Source organism: Pseudomonas sp. NPDC086251, assembly GCF_044746405.1.
Lineage (GTDB): Bacteria > Pseudomonadota > Gammaproteobacteria > Pseudomonadales > Pseudomonadaceae > Aquipseudomonas.
The window spans coordinates 75,737-99,393 of the sequence record NZ_JBIVBY010000026.1 but is presented as its reverse complement, the minus strand read 5'-3'; the positions used below and the strand labels follow the sequence as shown (position 1 = coordinate 99,393).

The following is a 23,657-nucleotide window of genomic DNA, read 5'->3' as shown; positions in this document are numbered from 1 at the left end:
GCATGCCGAGCCTTAGCGAGGCACCGAACGAAAGGGCAGAAGCGCTTTGGTTACTTTCGCGCTTTTCGAAAGTGACTCGCCGTAAGGGCGAAACCAATAGCGGCCATAACCCAAATAACGGATATACACACCAAATCAAGCCTTCACTACGGCCTTGAACAAGATTTTTTATGCACTAATGCAATTTTAGTTACCAACAGGTATTGCACAATAAGTTACCTAACGGTTATGTTCATTCCACCCAGCCGAGAGATCCGCCAATACCGCCTCACCGGAAAACATCGCCTCTGCCCATTCACCGAGTGGGCAGCGGGATGTAGGCCTGCATCAAACGAAGGGCTCAATCGAGCAACGGCAATATCAATGGAATGAGGCACACACCATGACTGTAGACATCACTAACTTCACCATCGCCACCCCGCTTCCAATCTCCGACACCAACCCGATTGCGCTTGAGCTCATCGGTTGGCGGGCACTGGTCGAATGCCCGGACGTCGTATCGATGCAGCCTGACGGTTCGCTGCAGATGACGGCGCCCACCCTCGGAGCGTCAAGCAAGAGTACGAAACGCACCCGTTGCGAATGGAAGGAGCCGGGGTATTGGCTGTTCTCCAGCGCCGCAAACCACTGGAACCGCCAGGAAATGCGCCTGACCAAGGTCAACTCGCTGCAGAAGGTGGTGATCGCCCAGATTCATGTGAAGGATTCAGAACGACCTCCGGTCAAGGTGTTCTGGAACAAAGGCAAAATCATCATGGGGTTCCGGTCGAGTTACCTGCAAGACGATCCGGTCAACTCGACGGTGTTGGAGAACGTGCCGCTCGGCGCGCTGTTCAAGATCAACATTCACGCCAATTCGAGCGGTGCCGTTTCCGTATCGGCGAGCTGTAACGGCGTTCAATCCACCTCCGCAATCATGCGGCTCGACAACACCTGGGACACCAAGACCCTCGCCTTCCACGGCGGTGTCTACAACCAGATTGATTACTCCGAAACCACCGACCCGCAAGACGGCTCAGCCTGCGTCATCAGCGAGCTGTCCATCACTCACGGTTGATATAGTCGGGATTAAGGCAGAAAACGAAGGGGATCAATGAGCCCGATGCAAGTGCGCGAGCAGTTGGCCAAAGTCGCAATTACCAGTCCCTGTATCGGCAATCAGGCTCATTGATCGTTGCCCAGCTCAATGTTGGGCGATTTCCATTCAACGAATGGGGATGCATTGGCGTGCTGAACGCAGCTATGCACTTATTTTTTAACAAAGAAGGCCCGGCACGTCTAATAACCTTTTGCCTTGGCTTTATAGGCTTGGGCACTACCTGTTTTCGGGTTCCAGGCGAGCGGCTATTAACCGTGCTCAGACATCCAATGGACCCGGCTCGGCGCCGGTTCGCAGATTAAGAAAGGCATGCCATGCCTCAACGGCATCATGATGGCGGAGCGTTGCGTCATCCCAAAAAGGCCCTGAGACCTCTTTGGCGGACACCAGCATCATCATCTTGGTGGTCGCAGCGTCCAGCTCTATCAGAAGCTTGTGCGATGTAGTTCTGAACTCTTCGAACGACGTCATTGCATTTGCCTCGAGGCGGATGTCACCGCTATCGAGAGACAGCTGTCCCTCGGGTAGTGGAGTACGGCCAGCACCAGTAATTCCAAATGGCCGACCACCGGCAAATTCATTCACCACCTGCGCCAATATCTGCCCTCTACGCACAAACCAAAACGCCGCTCAAATGAGCGGCGTTTTTGCGTTTGGAGCGGGCGATGAGGCTCACATCGATTGAGCGAGCCTCAGGCGTTTCAGCTCCAGGGACGATCTCCATTTTCGTCCTTGATGCGGGTCGGCAGGCCCATCACGTCCAGCGCCTTGAGGAACGGCTCAGCCGGCAGCTCCTCGACGTTGACCATGCGTTGCACGTCCCACTCGCCCCGGGCGACCAACAGGGCCGCCGCTACGGGCGGCACGCCTGCAGTGTAGGAAATACCCTGGCTGTCGGTTTCTGCGTAGGCTTCTTCGTGGTCGGCCACGTTGTAGATGAAGACTTCGCGCGGCTGGCCATCCTTGGTGCCCTTGACCAGGTCGCCGATGCAGGTCTTGCCGGTGTAGCCGGGAGCCAGCGAGCTTGGATCAGGCAGTACGGCCTTGACCACTTTCAGCGGCACGACTTCCAGGCCTTCGGCCGTCTTGACCGGTTGCTCGGAGAGCAGGCCGAGGTTCTTGAGTACGGTGAACACATTGATGTAGTGCTCGCCGAAGCTCATCCAGAAACGAACGTTGGGCACGCCGAGGTTCTTCGACAGGGAGTGCACTTCATCGTGGCCGGTCAGGTACAGGTTCTGCGAACCGACAACCGGCAGGTCGTCGGTGCGTTTGACTTCGAACATGGTGTTGCTGGTCCACTGACTGTTCTGCCAGCTCCACACCTGTCCGGTGAACTCGCGGAAATTGATTTCCGGGTCGAAATTGGTGGCGAAATACTTGCCATGGGAACCGGCATTGACGTCGAGAATGTCGATCGAATCAATGCTGTCGAAATATTCTTGCTTCGCCAGTGCTGCATAGGCATTGACCACGCCGGGGTCGAAGCCCACGCCGAGAATGGCGGTGATGTTCTTCTGCTGGCATTCCTCGAGGTGATTCCACTCGTAGTTGCCGTACCAGGGCGGCGTCTCGCAGATTTTGCCCGGCTCTTCGTGAATAGCAGTGTCCAGGTAGGCCGCGCCGGTATCGATGCAGGCACGCAGCACCGACATGTTGAGGAAGGCAGAGCCGACGTTGATGACGATCTGCGATTCGGTTTCGCGGATCAGGGCTTTGGTCGCCTCGACGTCCAGAGCATTCAGCGAGAAGGCTTTGATCTCAGCGGGCTGCTTGAGGCTGCCCTTGGCCTTGACGCTGTCGATGATGGCCTGGCATTTGGAGATGTTGCGCGACGCGATAGCAATACGACCGAGTTCGTCGTTGTGCTGCGCGCACTTGTGGGCCACCACCTTGGCGACACCTCCTGCACCAATGATAAGTACGTTCTTCTTCAATTTTTCTCTCTCTCCTTCTTAGCCAGCTTACGAAAGGCTGGTCATGTAGTCGTTGTAACCGAACTCGCGAACCACCTCGACACTACCATCGAGTTGTTTCACTACGATGGACGGCATCTTCAGGCCATTGAACCAATTCTTCTTGACCATGGTGTAACCCGCCGCGTCGACGAACGACAACCGGTCGCCGATAGCCAGCGGACGGCTGAATTGATACTCACCGAAAATGTCACCGGCCAGGCAGGATTTGCCGCAGACCATGTAGGTGTGCTCGCCCTCGCTAGGCGCCAGCTTGGCGTTCAGGCGATAGATCAGCAGATCGAGCATGTGCGCTTCGATGGAGCTGTCGACGACGGCCAGGTGCTTGCCGTTGTAGAGGGTGTCGAGGACGGTGACTTCCAGCGAGGCACTCTGAGTGATGGCCGCTTCGCCCGGTTCCAGGTAGACCTGCACGCCGTACTTCTGCGAGAACGCCTTGAGCCGCGCGCAGAAGGCGTCGAGCGCGTAGCCTTCACCGGTGAAGTGAATGCCGCCGCCGAGGCTGACCCACTCGACCTTGTGCAGCAGATGACCGAAACGCTCTTCGATGGTGCACAGCATCTGGTCGAACAGGCCGAAGTCGTCGTTCTCGCAGTTGTTGTGGAACATGAAGCCCGAGATCTGCTCGATGACATGCTCGATTTTCTCCGGGTCCCACTCGCCCAGACGGCTGAACGGGCGCGCCGGGTCGGCCAGCAGGTAATCCGAGCTGCTGACTTGCGGATTCACCCGCAGACCGCGCACTTTGCCTGCTGAAGCCTCGGTGTAGCGCTGCAACTGACCGATGGAGTTGAAGATGATCTTGTCGCAGTTGGCGAGCATCTCTTCGATTTCGTCGTCGGCCCAGGCCACGCTGTAGGCGTGAGTCTCGCCCGCGAACTTCTGACGACCGAGCTTGAGCTCATAGAGCGACGACGACGTGGTGCCGTCCATGTATTGCTGCATCAGGTCGAACACCGACCAGGTGGCGAAGCACTTGAGTGCCAGCAGGGCCTTGGCCCCGGACTGTTCGCGCACATAGGCAATCTTTTTCAGGTTGACCAGCAGCTTCTGTTTATCGATGAGGTAGTACGGCGTTTTGATCATTTCGAGGCGCCTCCGGCAAGGCCAGCCAAAAAAGGATGCGCATTGTGCCTTCACTTGCTCCATATCGAAAGAGCAGAACGCACAGTTTGCCGAGTCTACGCCTTGCGTGGCTGCCAGGTTGAGTGCGATGCGCCGGATGGCGTGGAGGCCAAGGCAACGCGGGGGCAGAAAGCAGAATGCTTTCAGCCGGAAAGATTACACCACCCTTAATAGAAACCGGGTGCCCACCCTGACCAGTTGCTGGCCATTCAGAATCCATCTGAAACACACCTGGCCGGGCGAACGATACTGACTTTACCCACAGCCGCGCCAAGTGTCCTGAACACAAGGCTGAACAAAACTAACATTGGGCCCGACAGGCCTGTCACCAGACGGACACGAAAGTGTTTTATTGTTCAGGAAGTGCCCCCGATTCACCATTCGTCGCCTACGAAAACCTGGCGCCCAATACCCGCGTATGTCTGGCTTAAGGATTGCACGGGACGCTCTTGCCAGCCCCGGAACGACGTAATTCTGACGCGGCGGCACTCAATTAACGCTTAAGGACTCCAGCGATACGCTTGGTCAGTCACCGGGAGATGTAACGTGTCAACGCTCAATGAAATCGCAGCGAATCACGCGAGAATGGTTATGGCAAAGGCAGAAGAGTCGGCCGCACTGAGGGAGCGACACCTGCACGTTGTAGGCAGTCTGGAAGTCCCCTCCATTGATGCGCAACACATGCCACTGCACCTCATCGCCAGCGCGCAGGATAACCACCTGAGTCAGGCTGTTGGCTACTTGATCTGATTGCGTTTGATTTGAGTGCCCATGCGTCACCCTTCAGGCAACGGTCGGAATCGTCAGAGTTGATTCGCACACAGGCAGTCGACTCTGGCGTTTTTGAAAGGGGTGATTGGCGAAGTGTCGCTGCGGACATGCGCCACTACATCATCCACTTCAGCAGAAGATGAGAGGCAATCCAGGGCGATGCCTGGGCCACGCCCCATCCAAGAAGGCAGCAGACGGACAGGTAAGCCGCCAGAAATTTGATCATCCTGCGCCTCCCCATCACATTCTCCCGGCCTTTGGCACGTTTACAGAAAATTGAACACTTCGCGCAAAACTGCGCGTAGTGCTTGGACGTATTTCGCTCCCCACAGTTCAATGGCCAGCAGCGCCAAGCCTTCCAGCCGTTCAAACAGCCGCCTGATGATCTACGCTGAACATTCAAGGTGAGGATCTGGCCATGTGCGGGAGACTTTCACAGTACCGGGGCATTCACGACTTCGTAGCCGTGCTGAGCATCCCCGACGCGCTGGTCAATCACGTCGGTGACCAGCCATTCGAGCGCTACAACGCCGCGCCGACGACGCAGCTCGCCCTCTTCCACCAGGAAGGCAACGTGCTGCACGCCGACAATGTGCGCTGGGGATGGCGGCCGCACTGGGCCAAGGACCGAGCCGCGCCCATCAATGCCAGGGTCGAGAAAGTCGCCCACGGCCCCTTCTTCAAGGCGATCTGGCCGAACCGGGCGATCGTCGCAATCGACAACTGGTTTGAATGGGTCGATGAAGGCGGACCGAAGAAACAGCCTTACCTGATCCGCCGACGCGATCAGGCGCCAATCCTGTGTGCCGCGATTGGCCAGTACCCCACCGCCGGGCATGAGCCGGGCGAGCATGACGGTTTCGTCATCATTACCGCCGACAGTGCGGGCGGTATGGTGGACGTCCATGACCGTCGCCCGGTGGCGCTCTCCTCGGAACTAGGCCGCGAATGGATGGACCCGGCGACACCTGCGCAGCGCGCCGAACAGCTGGTGCTGTTCCAGGGTGAGCCGAGCGAAGCGTTCGAGTGGTTCAAGGTCGACCGGGCGGTGGGCAACGTGCGTAACCAGGGGGCCGAGCTGATTGAGCCGATCAGTGAAGTCAGGGTGGCGGGTGGAGGTTTCGTCAACAACGGATAATCAGCGTCGGCGATGACAGCGATTCCGTCATGAATAAGGGCCACTCTGATCCAGCAGGTTATGCGCGATGAGATCAAGCACGAGGTGACGCCATGCTCCTGAAAGCCATTTTCCTCTATTGGCCACTGCTGTCGATCATGATCGTCGTCGTGCTGTGTCGGCTCGTTCACAACGCCGAGCTCGCCAACCGGGCAGTTGAAAACACAGGGGTGGTTCAGGATGATTTTTATGCCTGAAATCCGATCAGCAAAACACCGAAGATCCTGTGGGAGCGGGCTTGCTCGCGAAGGCGGTGGGTCAGTCAACATTGATGTTGAAAGTGAAATCGCCTTCGCGAGCAAGCCCGCTCCCACAGGGGATGAGTGATGAGACGTAAATTTCGGCACTCAGGCGACTTGTAGCTTTCGAGGTGCGTCCTTTAAACCAGCAGGGATTTCGCCAGTTCCCGTACATGATTGCCCACCACTCGGGCCGCTTTCGACAGCGGATGCTGGCGGGTAAACGCCATGGCGATGGTGCGCTTGATGTCCGGGTTGATGATGCGCACGGCGTCCAGCCAGCCACGTGCCTGATCGTCCTGCACCGCCAGCAGCGGCAGTATCGTAAACGCCCCGCCCGAAGTGGCCACATCCTTCATCGCATTGAGCGTGTCGACTTCAATCGCCACGGTCAGCTCGATCTGATGCTTGCGGGCGAGTTGATCAAGGGTGGTCCTCAGGCCATTGGGGCGCGACGGCAAAATCAGCGGGAAACCTGACAACGCCGCAAAGTCGATACCGTCGCCATACGCCCGCAGACTGCCGGCCTTGCCCACCAGGTAGGTGTCGACCAGACCCAGGGTTTCCTCGTCCCGACTATTGGAAACGCCATAGCGATTGACCACGATCAGGTCCAGGCGCCCAGCCGCCAGTTGCTCATCCAGATCGCCACTGAACCCTTCCACCACATGCAGGCGCACGGCCGGCGCATGGGTTTGCAGCTCGGTGAACAGCAACGGCAGCAGCCGACGTGACATCGATGGCAACACGCCGATGTGGACGACGCCTGCCGGTATTCCCGACGACTCCTTGACCAACGTCTCCAAACGTTCGGACTGTTCGAGCAGCAAGCGGATTTCCGGCAGCACCAGCCGACCGAAGTCCGACAGCACCAACCCGCGCCCGGTGCGCACGAACAATTGATCCCCCCATTCCAGCTCCAGTTGAGCCAGTTGCCGGCTGACCAGCGACTGCGCGGTGCCCAAGGCAATGGCCGTGCGGGAAATCGAGCCCAGTTCGTCCATCAACACCACGCTTTGCAGTTGTTTGAGGTTCATGGAGTGGCCGGTACCTGGGGCGGAATGAGCCTGAAACATAAGCCATCCAGCAAGCCCAAGCCATCACTTTTTCGTCTACCTGATATCGCCTCTATGACACTTCCGCATGACTCCCACCCTCCCTAGACTCGAATCAGACCTGAAGCCAAACCTCCTGAAACGAGCGCCCCATGGCCCATAACAATAAAACCCGCCCGGCAGCGTCACTGCTGCTCAATCCATCCAGTGTCGCCGTCATCGGCGCATCGGACGATCCCAATAAAGTGGGCGGACGCCCCATTCACTACATGCTCAAGTTCGGCTACCAGGGCCGCATCCTCCCGATCAATCCCAAGCGCGACACGGTGCAAGGGCTGGCGTGCTACCCCAGCCTGAGTGCGCTGGACGTCGTCCCGCAGGCCGCCATCATCGCGGTGTCCGGCGCGAACGCGGTCGAAGCCATCAAGGACTGCGCCCGGGCCGGCGTGGCCACGGCAGTGGTAATGGCCTCCGGGTTCGCCGAGACCGGCGAAAGCGGTCGCCAGTTGCAGCAAGAGGTGGTCGATTACGCCCGCTTGCACGGCATGCGCCTGATCGGCCCGAACGCCCAGGGCTTCGCCAACTTCGCCACGGGCGCGGTGTTGAATTTCAGCACCATGTTCATGGAAGTGCTGCCGCAGGACGGTCCGATTGCCATCGTCAGCCAGAGCGGCGCGGCCAGCGTCATGCCCTACGCCATGCTGCGTGAGCAAGGTTATGGCGTGCGCTATCTGGCGGCCACCGGCAATGACGCCGACCTGGGCGTTTCCGAACTGGTTCGTCATTGCGTCGAAGACCCGCAGATCCGCCTGATCCTGGTGTACGTGGAGAGTGTTTCCAACCCGCAAATGCTCGCGGAAGCGGCGTACCTGGCGCGGCAAAACGGCAGCCACATCGTCCTGCTCAAGGGCGGCGTCAGCCACAAGGGCGCAGCCGCCGCGGCGTCCCACACGGGCGCGATGATCGGCGCGGACGGCGCGCTCGATGCCTTTCTGGCACGCCACGGCATCTGCCGCGCCCACGACGTGCATGAGTTGGTCAACGCCGCCCCGCTCTACCTGAACGGCTACGCGCCGGGTGCCGGGCGCACCGTGATCATGAGTCACAGCGGTGCCGTCGGCGTGCTCTGCGCCGACGCCGCCGAGCGCGTCGGGTTGCCCCTGAGCGAACTGTCGGCGCAAACCCGCGAGCGCCTGAAATCGCTTATTCCTGACTTCGCCACCGCCGCCAACCCGCTGGACCTGACCGCCGCCCTGCTGGGCAACGGCGAGATGTTCCCTCGGGTGCTCGAAGCACTCGGTGACGATCCGCAAGCCGACATGTTCCTGATCGGCATCCCGGTCGCCGGCCCCGGTTACGACGTGCCGGGATTGGCGCAGACCACCGGACGCTTTATGCGGCGCACCGGCAAAACACTGGTCATGAGCGCACCGCAAGCCGAGGTCAGGGCTCAATTCGAGAAAGCAGGCGTGCCGGTTTTTCGCCATGAAAGCGATGCCGTGGCGGCGCTCCAGCAATACGCCAGTAGCTGCCAATGGCGCGGAGCACCGCCAACCGCGCAACCTGCCGCCGCCCCTCGCACGTATACCGGGCTTCTGGATGAAGCCGAAAGCCTTGCCCTGCTGGCCAGCGCCGGCGTGCCCGTGGTTGAACACGCGGTGTGCCACGACCCGGAAACCGCCGCGAAAATCGCCGCCGAATTCGGTGCGCGGGTGGTGCTCAAGGGCTGCGCCGCGCAGATCCCGCATAAAAGTGAACACGCCCTGGTGCACCTCAACCTCGCCGATCCGCAGGCGGTCGCGGACGCTGCGCGGCGGTGCCTGGGAACGCTGGATCGGCTCGGCGTGCCCCACGGCCGGCTGATCGTCGCCCGCTCGGTGAAAGGGCTGCATGAATTCATGCTCGGCGTGGTCGTCGACCCGCTGTTCGGCCCGCTGGTGGCCATCGGTGAAGGCGGCACGCTGGTGGAAGTTCGCAACGACACCGTGTCGCTGTTGGCACCGTTCAGTGTGACCGAAGCGCTGGCCGCGATCGGCACACTGCGCATTGCTCCCGTGCTCAAAGGCGTGCGCGGCCAGCCACCACTCGACGCCCTGGCGCTGGCCCATGCCGCCGTCGCCCTCGGCAACTTCGCAGTGCAGCAGCGCGCGCACCTGCTGAGCATCGACATCAACCCGGTCATGGTCATGGCCGACGGCGTGGTGGCGGTGGATGCCGTTATTGAATACCGGGAGGCCCCATGAGTATGACTCGGAGCGTATTGGTGGAGATCCAGGAGGGTGGCGTGGCACTGGTCACCCTCAATCGCCCCGCCAGTCTCAACGCAGTCAATCAGACCCTGCGCAGCGCATTGATCGCGGCGCTGCAGCAGCTCAATCACAACCCCGAAGTGCGCGCCATCGTCCTGACCGGCGCCGGCGACCGGGCGTTTTGCGCCGGGCAGGACCTGGAAGAAGCCAGCGTCATCGAGTGGAAACAAATCGCGTCTTGGCTGACCGCGCAGCGCGCCATGTATCAGGCCGTGCGCGATCTGGCCAAGCCCTGCGTGGCAGCCATTAACGGCGTGGCGGCCGGGGCTGGCATGCAACTGGCGCTGTGTGCCGACTGGCGGATTGCATCGCCCGAAGCACGGATCGGTCAACCGGAGGTCAAGGCCGGGCTGGCCAGCATCGTCGGCTCCTACCTGATGTCACTGCACACCAGCCTGACGCACAACACCCAGTTGTCGTTGTCCGGGGAGTTGATCAGTGGCCAGCGCGCCCACGAAATCGGGCTGATCACCGAGCTGGCGCACGTCGACGTGCTGGGCACCGCCCTCACCCGCGCCCGTTCCCTGGCACAGCATCCGGCGACGGCCATCCGCCAATCCAAACAACGCTTCCGGGCGCTCACGCAACCGGGCTTTGACGACGCCTGCACCGCAGGCATCCGCGCCCAACTCGAGTGTTACGCCAGCGGCGAACCCCAGACCACGATGCGCGCGTTTCTCGACGCCCGTGCACGCAAAGGAAACACCCAATGACTGACTACCGACATCACTTGATCGACGGCGCCTGGATGGCCGCGCATTCAGCGCAGCACACGACCGTTTATGACTCGGCTACCGTAGCGCAACTGGCAAACGTTGTTCATGGCACGAACGAGGAAATCCATCTCGCCGTTCGCGCCGCAAAAAACGCCTTCGCGGCATGGTCGACGCTGCCAGTGAACGTCCGCGCCGACTACGTTCGCGGCATCGCCGATCAGCTTGAAGAACACGTCGAACATCTGGCGGCGGGCATTGCCGCTGAAGTCGGCATGCCGCTGAAACTGTCGCAACGGATACAGGTTCAAGCGCCGCTGCTGGCATGGCGCGCAACCGCCGATCTCGCCGCGCAGTGTTTGGCGGATACCAGCGTCGGCCACTCGACCATCACTCACGTTGCGGTGGGCGTGGTCGGCGCCATCACGCCGTGGAACTATCCACTGCACCAGATCACCGGCAAGGTCGCGGCGGCGCTGGTCGCCGGTTGCACGGTGGTGCTCAAGCCGTCGGAACTGGCGCCCTGCACCGCCCAAGCCCTGGGCGAAGCGGCCCTGGCGGCCGGTCTGCCCAACGGCGTGCTGAACATCGTGCTGGGCGACGCCGCCACCGGTCAGGCCTTGGTCGACCACGCGGAGGTCGACATGCTGTCGTTCACCGGCTCCACCGCCGTGGGCCGGCGTATCGCCGCCTCAGCGGGTCAGGCGTTAAAGCGCGTGGCGCTGGAGCTGGGCGGTAAATCGGCGTGCATTGCCACGGCGGATGCCCCCATCGAAAACGTGGTGCGTCAGGTCATCGGCTCGTGCTTCCTCAACTCGGGCCAGTCATGCAACTCGTTGACCCGGCTGCTGGTGCCCGCCGCGCTGTATGAACAGTACCGCGATTTGCTGGCGCAGGCGGTCACGCGCCTGACCCTCGGCGATCCGCGCGAGGCCGCCACGCGCATGGGGCCGCTGGTGTCGGCGGCACATCGGGACCGCGTGCAGTCGTTCATCGTCGACAGCGAAGCCCAGGGCTACGACCTGATTGCCGGCGGCAGCCACGCCGCCCTGCCCGAGCGTGGCTACTTCATCGCGCCGACGATTTTCGGACGCGTGCCGGCGCAGTCGACGCTGGCACAACAGGAAGTGTTCGGCCCGGTCCTCAGCGTCATCACCTATGACGATGAGCAGCAGGCCATCGATATCGCCAATGGCACCGCCTACGGCCTGGCCGCCGCAGTTTGGGCGGGCAGCACTGAACACGCCCTTCACATCGCCCGACAGCTGCGCGCTGGCCAAGTGGATGTCAACGGCGCGCCGTACAACGCCGCAGCCCCGTTCGGCGGTTTCGGTGACTCAGGGTTGGGTCGCGAAGGCGGCACCTTCGGCATTGAAGAATTCGTTGAGCTGCGCGCGATTCAGTTGCCCGTCGCCCGTACGCAGGAGCAAGCATGATGTTCAAGCAGATCGAAATCACCCGCGCCGGTGCCCAGCAGCACGTTGCTGTGGTCACGCTGATGCGCCCCGAAAAAATGAACGCCCTGACCAAAGTCATGGAGCAGGAACTGCGCGAAGCCTTTGCCCGCCTTGACCGCGACGACAGCGTGCGCGTGATCGTGCTGACCGGTAGCGGTCGGGCGTTTTGCGCCGGCATGGACATTGATGAACTCGAAGTCCTGCCACCCGACGACATCAGCGAAATGGCCTGGATGCGTGCCTATGACATGAACCGCCGGGCCGATTACCAGAGCCGCTACTCGTACTTTCCGGCGGTGCGTAAACCGATCATCAGCGCGATCAACGGCGCCGCTGCCGGCCTGGGCCTGGTCCTGGCGCTCTACAGCGACATGCGCTTTGCCAGCGAATCGGCGGTGTTTTCCACTGCGTTCGCCAAGCGCGGGTTGATCGCCGAACACGGCATCGCCTATTTGTTGCCACGCATCGTCGGTCCGGGCCATGCAGCGGACCTGCTGCTGTCATCGCGCAAAGTGACGGCGCCAGAAGCCTTGAGCATGAACCTGGTGCAACGGCTGTACCCGGCCGATCAACTGCTGGAACAAACGCTGGCCTATGCCGAAGACATCGCCCTCAACGTCTCGCCACGTTCGGTCAAGGTGATCAAGCATCAATTAGGCGAGTCACCGTTCCAGACCCTGACCGAGTCTATCGCGATGGCCAACCGCGAGATGTTCCTGAGCATTCAAAGCGAGGACTTCAAGGAAGGGGTCGCGCACTTCATCGAACGACGACCGGCACGCTTCAGCGGCCGCTGAGCCTCACAAGCGCCGGCCGAACTGCGACAATCGCCAGTGGAACCTGCAATCAACGTCCGCTGGCGATGAGGCCGTACTGATACCTCGAGTACTCAATAAAAATAACAAGGAGTCAGCGATGACTAGTCTCAACACCGTGGAACAAACGGCCAGCGCCCGCCACCTGGACCTGGCTGAATCGACGTTCAAGAAAATCATGTGGCGGTTCATGCCGCTGCTGTTTCTCTGCTACGTCGTCAGTTACCTGGACCGCATCAACGTCGGCTTCGCCAAGCTGACCATGCTCAACGATTTGTCTTTCAGCAATGCCGTGTATGGCCTCGGCGCCGGCATCTTCTTCATCGGCTACTTCTTCGCCGAAGTGCCGAGCAACATGATCCTGCACCGGGTCGGCGCTCGGCGCTGGATCGCCCGCATCATGATCACCTGGTCGTTGATTTCAGCCGCCACCGCGCTGGTGCAAACGCCCCTGCAGTTCTATGTGCTGCGCTTTTTGCTGGGTATCGCCGAGGCGGGTTTCTTTCCGGGCATCGTGCTGTACCTCACCTTGTGGTTCCCGGCCCATCGTCGGGGCAAAATGGTCGCCCTGTTGATGGCGGGCAACCCGGTCTCGGGGATTCTCAGCGGCCTGGTCTCGGGCTACATCCTGCACACCATGAACGCCGTCCACGGGCTGGCGGGCTGGCAATGGCTGTTCATTATCGAAGCGGCGCCGGCGCTGATACTGGGCGTGGTGGTGCTTTACTTTCTGACCGACAAGGTCGACGACGCGCAGTGGCTGAACACCGCTGAAAAGACCTTGGTGGCTGAGGAGATCAAACAGGACAACAGCAACAAAACCCACAGTTCGGTGCGCCAGGGTTTGCTCGGTGGCCGGGTGTGGCTGATGTGCGGGATTCTGTTTTTACTGGTCATGGGCACCAGCACCATCGGCTTCTGGCAACCGAGCATCATCAGTAATTCGGGGATCACCGACCCGCGCATGATCGGGTTGATTTCGGCAGTGCCTTACGTAGCCGCATTGCTTGGCATGTACCTGGCCGGCCGTAGTTCGGACCGTCGCCGTGAACGCCGCTGGCACGCGGTGATTCCGTTGTTGGTGGCCGTGCCGGGTTTTCTGATCTGTGCGTTTTTCCCTTCGACACCGTGGCTGGCAATTATCGGTTTGATCATCGCCACGGCCGGGATCATCACGTCATTGCCGATGTTCTGGGCCTTGCCGACCTCATTTCTCGGCGGTGCAGGGGCGGCGGCGGGCATTGCCCTGATCAACTCCACTGGCAACCTGGCCAGCTTCGCCGGCCCGGCCCTGCTCGGCTGGTTGAAAGACCTGACGCAATCGATGACCAGCGGGCTGGTCATCGTGTCGATCTGCGTTTTTGTCTCGGCGATGATTATCGTGCTGTTCGTACCGGCCAAAATGGTCAACCGGTAAGCTTCATCTTCATTGGGCAGGTTTGGCGGGTGTGATGCGCCAAACCTTGTTCCCGACATCATCGGCCACCAGCAACGCGCCGCGCTGATCCAGCGTTACCCCCACCGGGCGACCTTGCGCTTCGCCGTCGGCATTGAGGAAACCGGTGAGGAAATCCACCGGCAAACCTGAAGGCTTGCCGTCGTTGAAAGGAATGAACACCACCTTGTAGCCCGCCTGCGGGTTACGGTTCCAGGAGCCGTGCTCACCGACGAACACGCCATTGGCGAAGTTGACCGGCATGGCGCGGGCATCGGAGAACGTCAGGCCCAACGGTGCAACGTGGGTGCCCAGTGCGTAGTCCGGCGAGATGGCTTTGGCCACCATGTCCGGGCGCGGCGGCTCAACACGGGTGTCGACGTGGGCGCCGTAATAGCTCCACGGCCAGCCGTAGAATGCGCCGTCCTTCACCGATGTCAGGTAATCCGGCACCAGGTCGCTGCCGATTTCGTCGCGTTCATTGACCACGGTCCACAACTGCGTCGAACCCGGTTTCCAGGCCAGGCCGTTGGGGTTGCGCAAGCCGCTGGCAAACAGGCGCTTGTCGCCGCTTTTGACGTCGACCTCCCAAATCGCCGCACGCCCCTCTTCCGCCTCCAGGCCGTTTTCGCCGACGTTGCTGTTGGAGCCCACCGTGACGTACAGCTTGCTCCCTTCCTGGTTGGCGATAACGTTCTTGGTCCAGTGGTGATTGATGCCGGCGGGCAGATCGGTGACTTTCACCGGTGTCGCGCTGATCTCGGTTTGCCCCTCGACGTAAGGCACTTTGACCACGGCGTCAGCATTGCCGATAAACAGCTCATTGCCCACCAATGCCATGCCAAACGGCGAAGCCAGGCCGGTCATGAAGACCTTCTGCACTTCGGCGCGGCCGTCACCGTCAACGTCGCGCAACAAGGTAATGCGATTGGCGCTGGGTGCGTCCGCGCCGACTCGGCCCATCACAAAACCCATGGCAGTACGTTTTGCCCAGGCCATCGGGCCGGTGCCGCCGTCAGTCGCGCCTTCCGGCATCGGCGGGTGGTTGCTCTCGGCGACGAGTACATCGCCATTGGGCAGCGTGTACACCCAACGCGGGTGGTCGAGGTTCTCGGCCAGGGCGGTCACCGTGAAACCGGCGGGAGCCTTGGGCATGTCACTGCCCGACCAGCCGACGGCCTTGGACACTTTCAACGTGGGGATCAGCGATGTGGTGGGTTCAGGCAACTGAGGGCTCGGGCCGACGCTGGCCTGGGGCGGCAGTTTGGAGGACTCACCACACGCCGTGAGCAGCGCGGCAGTCGTCATCAAGAGCATAAGTCGGTTGGATACAGTCATTGTTTAACCTCGCGATGGCCATCCGTGGGCCAGTTATTGGGCAGGCAAAATCACTGCGAAGTATCGCGGCGTCGATTCCGTTCAAACACCGCGTCCGGCACAAATCAAATTTGCCTGAATCGCACGAATGCGCGCATGCAAAGCCGGGCACTATCCCCAACGACCCTGTTGACCGGCCCTGAGTTCAAAGCGGGTTGAGCAATGCCTCGCGTAACAGCCTCGCCGCCGGCGAGTCCGGCACGCCTTTGCGCGACACCAGTTCGTACGGTTCGCTGCGCGAGGTGATGGGCAGCGGCAGCGTAGTGGTGAAGCCGTAGCCGGAGCAGAACTTCGCCACGTCGGTCGACACCAGCGCGACGAGGGTCGGGTTTTCCTGAAGCAACGAGAGGGTGGCGAAGGCCGACGTGGTTTCCAGCAGGTGCACCGGGAACCGCAAGTCAGCCTCATGAAACTCGCGCTCCAACAGCAGACGCATGGGCATGTTGGCGCGATAGACGACCCAGCGGTAATCCACCAGGTCTTTCAGCGACAGTTGCCTGGCATAGGCGAACGGGTGTTGGGTGCTGGCGATCACCGCCAGGGTTTCTTCGACGAAGGTCGAGCTTTCGTACAGGTAAGGCGTGGTGCTGATGGTGGTCCGGCAGATCGCCAGGTCCAGGCGCCCGGCGTCGAGCTGGCTGAGCAGCGCGGCACTGGTGTCTTCGACGATCTCGATGGACAGCTTCGGGTGGTCGGCAATCACCCGGCTGATGGCGGTGGTCAACAGCGGCACCGCACCCATGATGGTGCCGACCGACACGCGCCCGCCCTCGCCGCTCATGATGCCGATGATCTCTTCGCGCAGGTGCGCAAGGTCGGTCTGGATCAATCTGGCGTAGCGAATGACCGAGCGTCCGGCATCGTTTGGCTCAAGCCCGCGGTTAGTACGGGTGAACAGCGAGGTGCCGAAGGTGGTTTCAATTTCTTGCAGGGCTTTACTGGCGCCCGGCTGTGTCAGCGCCACCTGTTTGGCCGCGCCCAGCAAGGAGCCGTGCTCATCAAGGGCTATCAGCAAACGCAGTTGCTTGATGTGCAGGCGGGACATGATCGAATTGAGTGAGGGCGTCATCAGGGTTAACTAAAAGTTATAGAGGTATCGAAAGTTGTCAGTATCGAGGCTCGCCACGACGGCCCTATAGTCCACCCCACGACCAGGCAATGCAACGGGTTTGACCAGAGAGCGACTGCCCTCCTGCCGCAGACCGATTGCAACAATAACAATCCTGTATAACTTGTGGTGAATCATGTCCATCATCAATTACGTCACCAAGATCCAGTTCGGCTACGACAGCCTCCAGCATCTGGCCGCCGAGGCCGAGCGCGCGGGCATTACCCGGCCGCTGATCGTCACCGACGTCGGCGTGCGCAATGCCGGTATCGTCGACAAAGTCATCGCCGCCCTCGGTGGTAGCCGCACGCCAGCGATTTTCGACGCTACCCCGTCCAACCCCAACGAACACGCCGTCCGTGAAGCCGTCGCGCAATACCGCAGCGGCGAGTGCGACGGCATCATCGCCGTCGGCGGTGGTTCTTCGATCGATTTGGCCAAAGGCGTGGCGGTCTGCGCCACCCATGACGGCCCGCTGCAAAGCTTTGCGGTGATCGAAGGCGGACTGGACCGCATCACTTCGGCCACCGCGCCGCTGATTGCGATTCCGACCACGGCCGGCACCGGCAGCGAAGTCGGTCGCGGCGCCGTCCTGATCCTCGACGATGGTCGCAAGGTGGGCGTAATCTCACCGTATGTGGTGCCTCGCGTGGCCATCTGCGATCCGGAACTGACCCTGGGTCTGCCACCGATGCTCACTGCGGCCACCGGCATGGACGCGATCGCCCATTGCATCGAAACGTTCCTGGCCCCGGCCTTCAACCCCGCCGCCGATGGCATTGCCCTTGATGGCCTGTGGCGCGCCTGGGAACACATCGAGCGTGCGACCGCCGAACCCGGTGATCGCGAAGCCCGGATGAACATGATGAGCGCGTCGATGCAGGGCGCGCTGGCCTTCCAGAAAGGACTCGGCTGCGTGCACAGCTTGTCCCACGCCCTGGGCGGGATTAATCCGAGACTGCACCACGGCACGTTGAACGCCATTTTCCTGCCGGCGGTCGTCGACTTTAACGCCAACGCCCCCACCGTCAGAGACGAACGCAAGCTTGAGCGCCTGCGTCACGCCATGGGCCTTGAGGCCGGCGCGAACATCGGCACGGCCATCGAAGACATGACCCGCCGCCTGGGCCTGCCGACCCGCCTGCGCGACATCGGTGTCGATGAGAGTCTGTTTGCCGGGATCATCGAAGGCGCGCTGCACGATCACAGCCACAAGACCAACCCCCGCGAAGCATCGTCCGCGGACTACCTGTCGATGCTTGAACAGTCGTTGTAAACAGCCGCTATCCAACAACAATAAATCAGGAGGCAGCCGCAGCGTCGAACGTGATTCGACGCCAGCGGAACAATCATGAAGCCCACCGTCCTTATCGAACGGCAAGAATCCATTGCCATCGTCACCCTCAGTCACCCCGGGAAAATGAACGCCCTGACCCTGTCCATGTGGCAGGACCTGGGGGATGTCATGACTGAACTGTCCGCCGACGCCAGCGTGCGCTGCGTGGTATTGCGCGGTGCCGGCGAACAAGCCTTCGCCGCCGGCGCCGATGTCAGTGAGTTCCCCAGCGTGCGCGCCAACCAGGCGCAAGCCCGCGTGTATGCCGAGGTCACGTCAGCTGCCATGCGCGCGGTGGTGGAATGCCCGCACCCGGTCATCGCCATGATCCACGGCGTGTGCGTCGGCGGTGGCCTGGAAATCGCCGCACTGTGCGACCTGCGCATCTGCGGCACCTCCAGCCGCTTCGGTGCACCGGTCGGCAAACTCGGCCTGGTCATGTCCTATGACGAAATGGCCGGTCTGGTGGCATTGGCCGGACGCTCGACAACCCTGGAGATTCTCCTCGAAGGTCGCATCCTCGACGCCCAGGACGCCTACGTGAAAAACCTCGTGACCCGCGTCGTCGCCGATGCCGAAGTCGAATCGGAAACCCTCGCCACCGCCCAGCGCATCGTCAACGGCGCGCCCCTCGTCGCCCGCTGGCATCGCCAGGCCGCCCTTCAACTCGAAGCCGGCGTTGCACCCACTGCCCCGCAAATCGATGCCAGTTACTCCTGCTACGACACCGAAGATTTTCAGATCGGTCTGAACGCTTTCATCGCGAAAGCCAAACCACAATTCAAGGGGAAATAACATGGGACCGCTGACAGGAATGCGCGTGGTAGAACTGGCTCACATCATGTCCGGCCCGGTGTGCGGAATGATGTTGGCCGACATGGGCGCCGACGTGGTGAAGGTCGAGAAAGTCCCGGACGGTGATGATTCCCGCCGCTTCTCGCCGATCATGGCCAGCGGCGAATCCGCCTCGTTCATGGTGGTCAACCGCAACAAGCGCGGCATCGGCCTGAACCTGAAAACCGAGGGCGGTCGCGACGTGTTGCGCCGCCTGTTGATGGACGCCGACGTGGTCACGGAAAACTACCGTGCCGGCACCATGGAAAAATTCGGCCTGGGCTATGACACCCTGAAAACCCTTAACCCAGGGCTGATCTACTGCGCGATCTCCGGTTACGGGCGCAGCGGGCCGTTCGGCGAGAAAGGCGGTTTCGACCTGATTGCCCAAGGCATGAGCGGCATGATGAGCATGACCGGTGAAGCCGGACGTGAACCCGTCAAGGCCGGTTCGCCGGTGGCCGACATCAACTCCGGCATCCTCGCCGCCCTTGGCATCTGCGCCGCGTACGCCGCCAAACAGAAAACCGGCCTCGGGCAGATGGTCGACACGTCGTTGTTCGAAGCCGGTCTGCAACAGATGTACTGGCCGGCGGCGGCGTACTTCGCCGACGGCACCATCCTGCCGAAAATGGGTTCGGCCAACTCCACCAGCGCACCGTATCAAGTGTTCCGCACCGCGGACGGCTGGATCAACATTGGCGCCGCCAACCAGGCCAACTACGAGCGACTGGTCGAGGCCCTGGCGCTGCCGCAACTGAAAGCCGATCCACGTTTCGCCAGCAACGCGCTGCGCATGGAGCACCGTCTGGCGCTGGTGGACATCCTTAACGAAGTGCTGGTCGCGCGCACTACCGATGAGTGGATGGTGTTGTTCGACGGTCTCGGCCTGCCTGCCGGACCGGTCCTCGACATCGCTGCGGCGCTGGCCCACCCACAAACCAAAGCCCGAGGCATGGTGGTTGAAACCGAACACCCGACCGAAGGCCGGGTGCGCGGCATGGGCCTGCCGATTCACTTTTCCGACATGGACAACGCGGCACCGCCGACCAGCCGACACGCCCCGCTGCTCGGCGAACACACCCGCGAAGTGCTGAAAGAAAGCGGCTACTCGGAAAGCGAAATCGATGAGCTGATCAATACCAAAGCCGTGGTGGCCCTGGCATAACGCCAATCCCCTGTGGGAGCGGGCTTGCTCGCGAATACGGTGGGTCAGTTGACATACATGCTGACTGGCACGACGCCTTCGCGAGCAAGCCCGCTCCCACAGGAGACAGGGTTCGCACATTTGATCCGCAGATTTTTCAGAACAACTACAAAAACAATAAGGTGAACATCATGAGCCGTATCTTGACCGAGGCCGTCAGCCGCCGATCATTCCTGGTATCTGCCGGCGTCACCGTCGGCGGTGCATTTGCCGCTAACCTGCTGCCTTCCAGTGTCTTCGCCGCCACCAAACCGATTGTGTTGCGCTACACCAGCAGCCTGCCCGACACCCATCCGTTGAACAAACAGATGAAGGCCGCTTCGGAAGCGATCAAGGCCGAAACCAACGGTGCCGTGGACCTTCAGGTGTACGCCAACGGCGCCATGGGCGGCGACACCGACATGCTGTCCCAGGTACGCGCCGGGGCGATCGATTTCATTCCATTGCCAGGCGCGATTCTCTCCACGCTGGTGCCGGCCATGTCGATCGAAAGCATGCCGTTCGCGTTCAAGGATTACGAGAGTGTCTGGGCCGCGCTCGACGGCAAGCTGGGCGAACACGTGCGCGCCAAGACCGAGAAGGTCGGCCTGATTCCGATGGAAAAAGTCTGGAACAACGGCTTCCGCCAGATCACCAGCTCGACGCGCCCGATCTACACGCCGCAAGACCTCGCCGGTTTCAAACTGCGCGTGCTGGTCAGCCCGCTGTGGACCTCCATGTTCAGCGCCCTGGGCGCCTCCCCGACCGGTATCAGCATCAACGAAACCTATTCGGCGCTGCAAACCAAAGTCGTCGACGGCCAGGAAAACCCGCTGGTGGTGGTCGAGTCCGCGCGCTTCTACGAAGTGCAGAAATACTGCTCGATGACCGACCACATCTGGGGCGGTTTCTGGATCGTTGCCTCGGGCAAGACCTTCCCAAAACTGCCCGCCGACGTGCAGGAAATCGTTTCCCGGCAGATCAACGCCGCCGCGCTGGTCCAGCGTCAGCAAGTGATCGATCTCAACGCCAGCCTGGAGCCGTCCCTGACCGCCCACGGCATCACGTTCAACAAAGTCGACCGTGCATTGTTCAGGACGGATCTGCAGTCCAAAGGCTTCTACACCCAATGGAAAGACAAGTACGGCCCGGAAGCCTGGAGCTTGCTCGAGCAGTACGCGGGTCAACTGTCCTAAGCCGGAGACAAGGTCATGAAAAACGAACTACCAATGACGGATGTTTCTCCCGCTGAACGACTCAGCCCGCACCACACCACCTTTCGTCTTGGCCGCGGACTCGACACTGGCCTGCGTTGGCTGACCGAGGGCAGCGCGGCGTTGCTGGTGGTCGTTGAAGTCACGCTGCTGTTCTGCAATGTGTTCTCCCGGTACGTGCTCAACCAGCCCATCGTCTGGGGCGACGAACTGGCCTCGCTGCTGTTTCTGTGGCTGGCGATGCTCGGTTCGGTGGTGGCAATGCGTCGGGGCGAGCACATGCGGCTCACCTCGTTCATCGGGCGCTTGCCTGCGGAAAAGCGCGCCTTTGTCGACACCTTGGGCGCGGTGATCGTCATCACCTTCATTGCGCTGCTGTTCACACCGGCCTGGGAGTACGTCAGCGACGAGTGGATCATCACCACCGCCGCGCTGGAAATCCCCAACGCCTTTCGCGTGTCCGCCATCGCGGTCGGCCTGAGCCTGATGTTGATGACCTGTGTCGCGCGGCTGTTGACCAGCGCACGGCTGATCGACTTCTCCGTATCGGTGGCGATGCTGGCCTCCCTGGCCGGGTTGCTGTGGGCGGCGGAAGGCACGTTGCTGCTGATGGGCAACTGGAACCTGGTGCTGTTTTTCATGATCGGGGTGATGGCGATGATCGTCATCGGCGTGCCGATCATGGTCGCGTTCGGCCTGGCCACCGTGGCGTACCTGTCGACCATGACCAGCACACCGCTGACGCTGGTCGTGGGTCGCATGGACGAAGGCATGGCGAGTCTGATTCTGCTGGCCATTCCGTTGTTTGTGTTCCTGGGTGCGCTGATCGAAGCCATGGGCATGGCGCGGGCGATGATCCGCTTTCTCTGCTCGTTGATCGGCCATGTGCGGGGCGGCCTGTCGTATGTGCTGATCGGCGCGATCTACCTGATCTCCGGCATCTCCGGTTCCAAGGCTGCCGACATGGCCGCCATCGCGCCGGCGCTGTTTCCGGAAATGAAGAAACGCGGTGAGGATGAAAACGAACTGGTGGCGATGCTCAATGCCTCCGGTGCGATGTCGGAAACCATTCCGCCAAGCCTGGTGCTGATCACCATCGGCTCGGTGACGGGCGTGTCGATTTCCGCGCTGTTCACCGGCGGTTTCATGCCGGCCATCGTCGGCGCGATTGCCATGGCCGCCGTGATCTGGTGGAAGAACCGCAAAGGCGAGGCCTCCACCGGCAAACGCGCCACCGGCAAGGAGATCGTGCACTCGCTGCTGGTCGCGCTACCGGCACTGGCCCTGCCCTTCGTGATCCGCACCGCAGTGGTTGAAGGGGTCGCCACCGCCACCGAAGTTGCCGCCATCGGCGTGGCTTACACCTTCATCGTCGGTTTGCTGTGTTACCGCTGCTTTGACTGGCGCCGCCTGTACCCGATTCTGGTCAGCACCGCGTCGTTGTCCGGCGCGATCCTGATCATCATCGGCAGCGCGACCGCCATGGCCTGGGCGTTGACCCAGTCGGGCTTCTCGCACCAGTTGGCGCAGGTGATGTCGACCGTGCCGGGTGGCGCGATGGGCTTCCTGATCATCTCCGCGGTGGCGTTCATCCTCCTCGGCAGTTTTCTGGAAGGCATCCCGGCCATCGTGCTGTTCGGGCCGCTGCTGTTTCCGATTGCCAAAGCCATGGGCATCAACGACGTGCACTACGCCATGGTTGCGATTTTCGCCATGGGCCTGGGCCTGTTCGCACCACCCTTTGGTGTCGGTTTCTATGCCGCGTGCGCCATCGCCAAGGTTGATCCGAGTGGCGCCATGCGCCGGGTCTGGCCGTACCTCGGCGCGCTCGTGGTGGCGCTGGGCGTGTTGATCGCCGTGCCGTGGATCTCTATCGGTTTCCTGCCGACCAAATGATCACCCTTTGACATCCCGCCGATGGTCGCAGCCCCGACTGTCGGCACTCAAACTCGAGGTCGCTTATGAATTTCTCCACACTGCAAGCAGGTACCGCCACCGAGCGCCGACTGATCGTCGACCGCGAACGCACCATCTCGTTTCTCGGCGAGGACTTGCGCATCTACGCCACGCCCCGGCTGGTGGACGACATCGAACAGACCTGCCTCGACTACCTGCTCGGCTTCGTCGGTGAAGGCGAGAACACCGTCGGCGCGGCGGTCGATATTCGCCATGTCGGTGCCACGCTGCTGGGCATGTCGGTGAGCATCGTCGCCACAGTCACCCGCATCGAGGGGCGCAGCGTCACCTTCAATATCGAGGTGCGCGATGACGTCGAACTGGTCGCCACGGCGGCGCATACCCGGGTGATGGTCAACGTCGCCAAACTGCGCAGCCGCGTCCAGGCCAAGGCCGAAGCGGCCGCCGCCGGAGAAGTCGAAGACGGCGTGCTCAGCCCTTCCCAATTCGCATCGCGCTGAGTCAAGGGACGACG

The 23,657-nt window shown here is 61.4% G+C and carries 21 protein-coding genes; 15 read left to right on the top strand and 6 right to left on the bottom strand.

Annotated elements, in window-relative coordinates:
- Positions 1 to 382 precede the first annotated feature (382 nt).
- On the top strand, positions 383 to 1,057 hold the full coding sequence (locus ACIPL2_RS25990) for a polysaccharide lyase family 7 protein (RefSeq protein WP_401361154.1): 675 nt from the start codon (positions 383 to 385) through the stop codon (positions 1,055 to 1,057).
- A 300-nt stretch (positions 1,058 to 1,357) separates the two neighbouring features.
- Here the strand turns inward: ACIPL2_RS25990 and ACIPL2_RS25985 are convergent, their stop codons facing one another.
- The 3 genes from ACIPL2_RS25985 to nspC all read right to left on the bottom strand — a co-directional run bounded on the left by ACIPL2_RS25985 (position 1,358) and on the right by nspC (position 4,161).
- Entirely contained in the window at positions 1,358 to 1,684 is a 327-nt protein-coding gene (locus tag ACIPL2_RS25985; protein ID WP_401361152.1) for a hypothetical protein, read from the bottom strand.
- A gap of 116 nt (positions 1,685 to 1,800) precedes the next feature.
- Entirely contained in the window at positions 1,801 to 3,036 is a 1,236-nt protein-coding gene (locus ACIPL2_RS25980) for a saccharopine dehydrogenase family protein (RefSeq protein ID WP_401361150.1), read from the bottom strand.
- A gap of 27 nt (positions 3,037 to 3,063) precedes the next feature.
- Positions 3,064 to 4,161, bottom strand: a complete 1,098-nt coding sequence (nspC, locus tag ACIPL2_RS25975; RefSeq protein ID WP_401361148.1) for a carboxynorspermidine decarboxylase — start codon at positions 4,159 to 4,161, stop codon at positions 3,064 to 3,066.
- Positions 4,162 to 4,746: 585 nt separating this feature from the next.
- On the opposite strand from nspC, the gene ACIPL2_RS25970 reads away from it, so the two are divergent.
- From ACIPL2_RS25970 to ACIPL2_RS25960, 3 genes are all read left to right on the top strand, one after another.
- Positions 4,747 to 4,950, top strand: coding sequence for a hypothetical protein (locus ACIPL2_RS25970; protein WP_401361146.1), 204 nt, complete (start codon positions 4,747 to 4,749; stop codon positions 4,948 to 4,950).
- Positions 4,951 to 5,389: 439 nt separating this feature from the next.
- Positions 5,390 to 6,109, top strand: a complete 720-nt coding sequence (locus tag ACIPL2_RS25965) for an SOS response-associated peptidase family protein (RefSeq protein ID WP_401361144.1) — start codon at positions 5,390 to 5,392, stop codon at positions 6,107 to 6,109.
- Between the two features lie 92 nt (positions 6,110 to 6,201).
- On the top strand, positions 6,202 to 6,345 hold the full coding sequence (locus tag ACIPL2_RS25960; RefSeq protein ID WP_401361142.1) for a hypothetical protein: 144 nt from the start codon (positions 6,202 to 6,204) through the stop codon (positions 6,343 to 6,345).
- Positions 6,346 to 6,527: 182 nt separating this feature from the next.
- On the opposite strand, the gene ACIPL2_RS25955 is transcribed toward ACIPL2_RS25960, so the two are convergent.
- Entirely contained in the window at positions 6,528 to 7,424 is an 897-nt protein-coding gene (locus ACIPL2_RS25955; protein ID WP_401361140.1) for a LysR family transcriptional regulator, read from the bottom strand.
- A gap of 170 nt (positions 7,425 to 7,594) precedes the next feature.
- Here ACIPL2_RS25955 and ACIPL2_RS25950 point away from each other — a divergent pair, with 170 nt between their 5' ends.
- From ACIPL2_RS25950 to ACIPL2_RS25930, 5 genes are all read left to right on the top strand, one after another.
- On the top strand, positions 7,595 to 9,685 hold the full coding sequence (locus tag ACIPL2_RS25950) for an acetate--CoA ligase family protein (protein WP_401361138.1): 2,091 nt from the start codon (positions 7,595 to 7,597) through the stop codon (positions 9,683 to 9,685).
- Positions 9,682 to 10,464, top strand: a complete 783-nt coding sequence (locus tag ACIPL2_RS25945) for an enoyl-CoA hydratase/isomerase family protein (protein WP_401361136.1) — start codon at positions 9,682 to 9,684, stop codon at positions 10,462 to 10,464. The genes ACIPL2_RS25950 and ACIPL2_RS25945 overlap by 4 nt, the downstream gene beginning before the upstream one ends.
- A complete protein-coding gene (locus ACIPL2_RS25940; protein ID WP_401361134.1) occupies positions 10,461 to 11,900 on the top strand; it encodes an aldehyde dehydrogenase family protein in 1,440 nt (479 codons plus the stop codon). The genes ACIPL2_RS25945 and ACIPL2_RS25940 overlap by 4 nt, the downstream gene beginning before the upstream one ends.
- Positions 11,897 to 12,718: an enoyl-CoA hydratase gene (locus tag ACIPL2_RS25935; RefSeq protein WP_401361132.1), complete on the top strand. Its 822-nt coding sequence runs from the start codon at positions 11,897 to 11,899 to the stop codon at positions 12,716 to 12,718. The genes ACIPL2_RS25940 and ACIPL2_RS25935 overlap by 4 nt, the downstream gene beginning before the upstream one ends.
- A 118-nt stretch (positions 12,719 to 12,836) precedes the next feature.
- Positions 12,837 to 14,153 carry an MFS transporter gene (locus ACIPL2_RS25930; protein WP_401361130.1) on the top strand — a complete coding sequence of 439 codons (1,317 nt, stop codon included), beginning with the start codon at positions 12,837 to 12,839 and terminating at the stop codon, positions 14,151 to 14,153.
- A 9-nt stretch (positions 14,154 to 14,162) separates the two neighbouring features.
- On the opposite strand, the gene ACIPL2_RS25925 is transcribed toward ACIPL2_RS25930, so the two are convergent.
- Both ACIPL2_RS25925 and ACIPL2_RS25920 read right to left on the bottom strand, forming a co-directional pair.
- Positions 14,163 to 15,509 carry a PQQ-dependent sugar dehydrogenase gene (locus ACIPL2_RS25925; RefSeq protein ID WP_401361128.1) on the bottom strand — a complete coding sequence of 449 codons (1,347 nt, stop codon included), beginning with the start codon at positions 15,507 to 15,509 and terminating at the stop codon, positions 14,163 to 14,165.
- 184 nt (positions 15,510 to 15,693) lie between these two features.
- Positions 15,694 to 16,617, bottom strand: coding sequence for a LysR family transcriptional regulator (locus ACIPL2_RS25920; protein ID WP_059406013.1), 924 nt, complete (start codon positions 16,615 to 16,617; stop codon positions 15,694 to 15,696).
- A 175-nt stretch (positions 16,618 to 16,792) separates the two neighbouring features.
- Here ACIPL2_RS25920 and ACIPL2_RS25915 point away from each other — a divergent pair, with 175 nt between their 5' ends.
- The 6 genes from ACIPL2_RS25915 to ACIPL2_RS25890 all read left to right on the top strand — a co-directional run bounded on the left by ACIPL2_RS25915 (position 16,793) and on the right by ACIPL2_RS25890 (position 23,643).
- Positions 16,793 to 17,932 carry an iron-containing alcohol dehydrogenase gene (locus tag ACIPL2_RS25915; RefSeq protein ID WP_401361126.1) on the top strand — a complete coding sequence of 380 codons (1,140 nt, stop codon included), beginning with the start codon at positions 16,793 to 16,795 and terminating at the stop codon, positions 17,930 to 17,932.
- 75 nt (positions 17,933 to 18,007) lie between these two features.
- On the top strand, positions 18,008 to 18,787 hold the full coding sequence (locus tag ACIPL2_RS25910; protein WP_401361124.1) for an enoyl-CoA hydratase-related protein: 780 nt from the start codon (positions 18,008 to 18,010) through the stop codon (positions 18,785 to 18,787).
- 1 nt (position 18,788) lies between these two features.
- On the top strand, positions 18,789 to 19,994 hold the full coding sequence (locus ACIPL2_RS25905; protein ID WP_401361122.1) for a CaiB/BaiF CoA transferase family protein: 1,206 nt from the start codon (positions 18,789 to 18,791) through the stop codon (positions 19,992 to 19,994).
- Positions 19,995 to 20,164: 170 nt separating this feature from the next.
- Positions 20,165 to 21,208 (top strand): TRAP transporter substrate-binding protein, encoded by a 1,044-nt coding sequence (locus ACIPL2_RS25900; RefSeq protein ID WP_401361120.1) that lies wholly within the window; start codon positions 20,165 to 20,167, stop codon positions 21,206 to 21,208.
- Positions 21,209 to 21,223: 15 nt separating this feature from the next.
- Entirely contained in the window at positions 21,224 to 23,122 is a 1,899-nt protein-coding gene (locus ACIPL2_RS25895; RefSeq protein WP_401361118.1) for a TRAP transporter large permease subunit, read from the top strand.
- 65 nt (positions 23,123 to 23,187) lie between these two features.
- A complete protein-coding gene (locus ACIPL2_RS25890; protein WP_401361116.1) occupies positions 23,188 to 23,643 on the top strand; it encodes a thioesterase family protein in 456 nt (151 codons plus the stop codon).
- Positions 23,644 to 23,657: the final 14 nt, after the last annotated feature.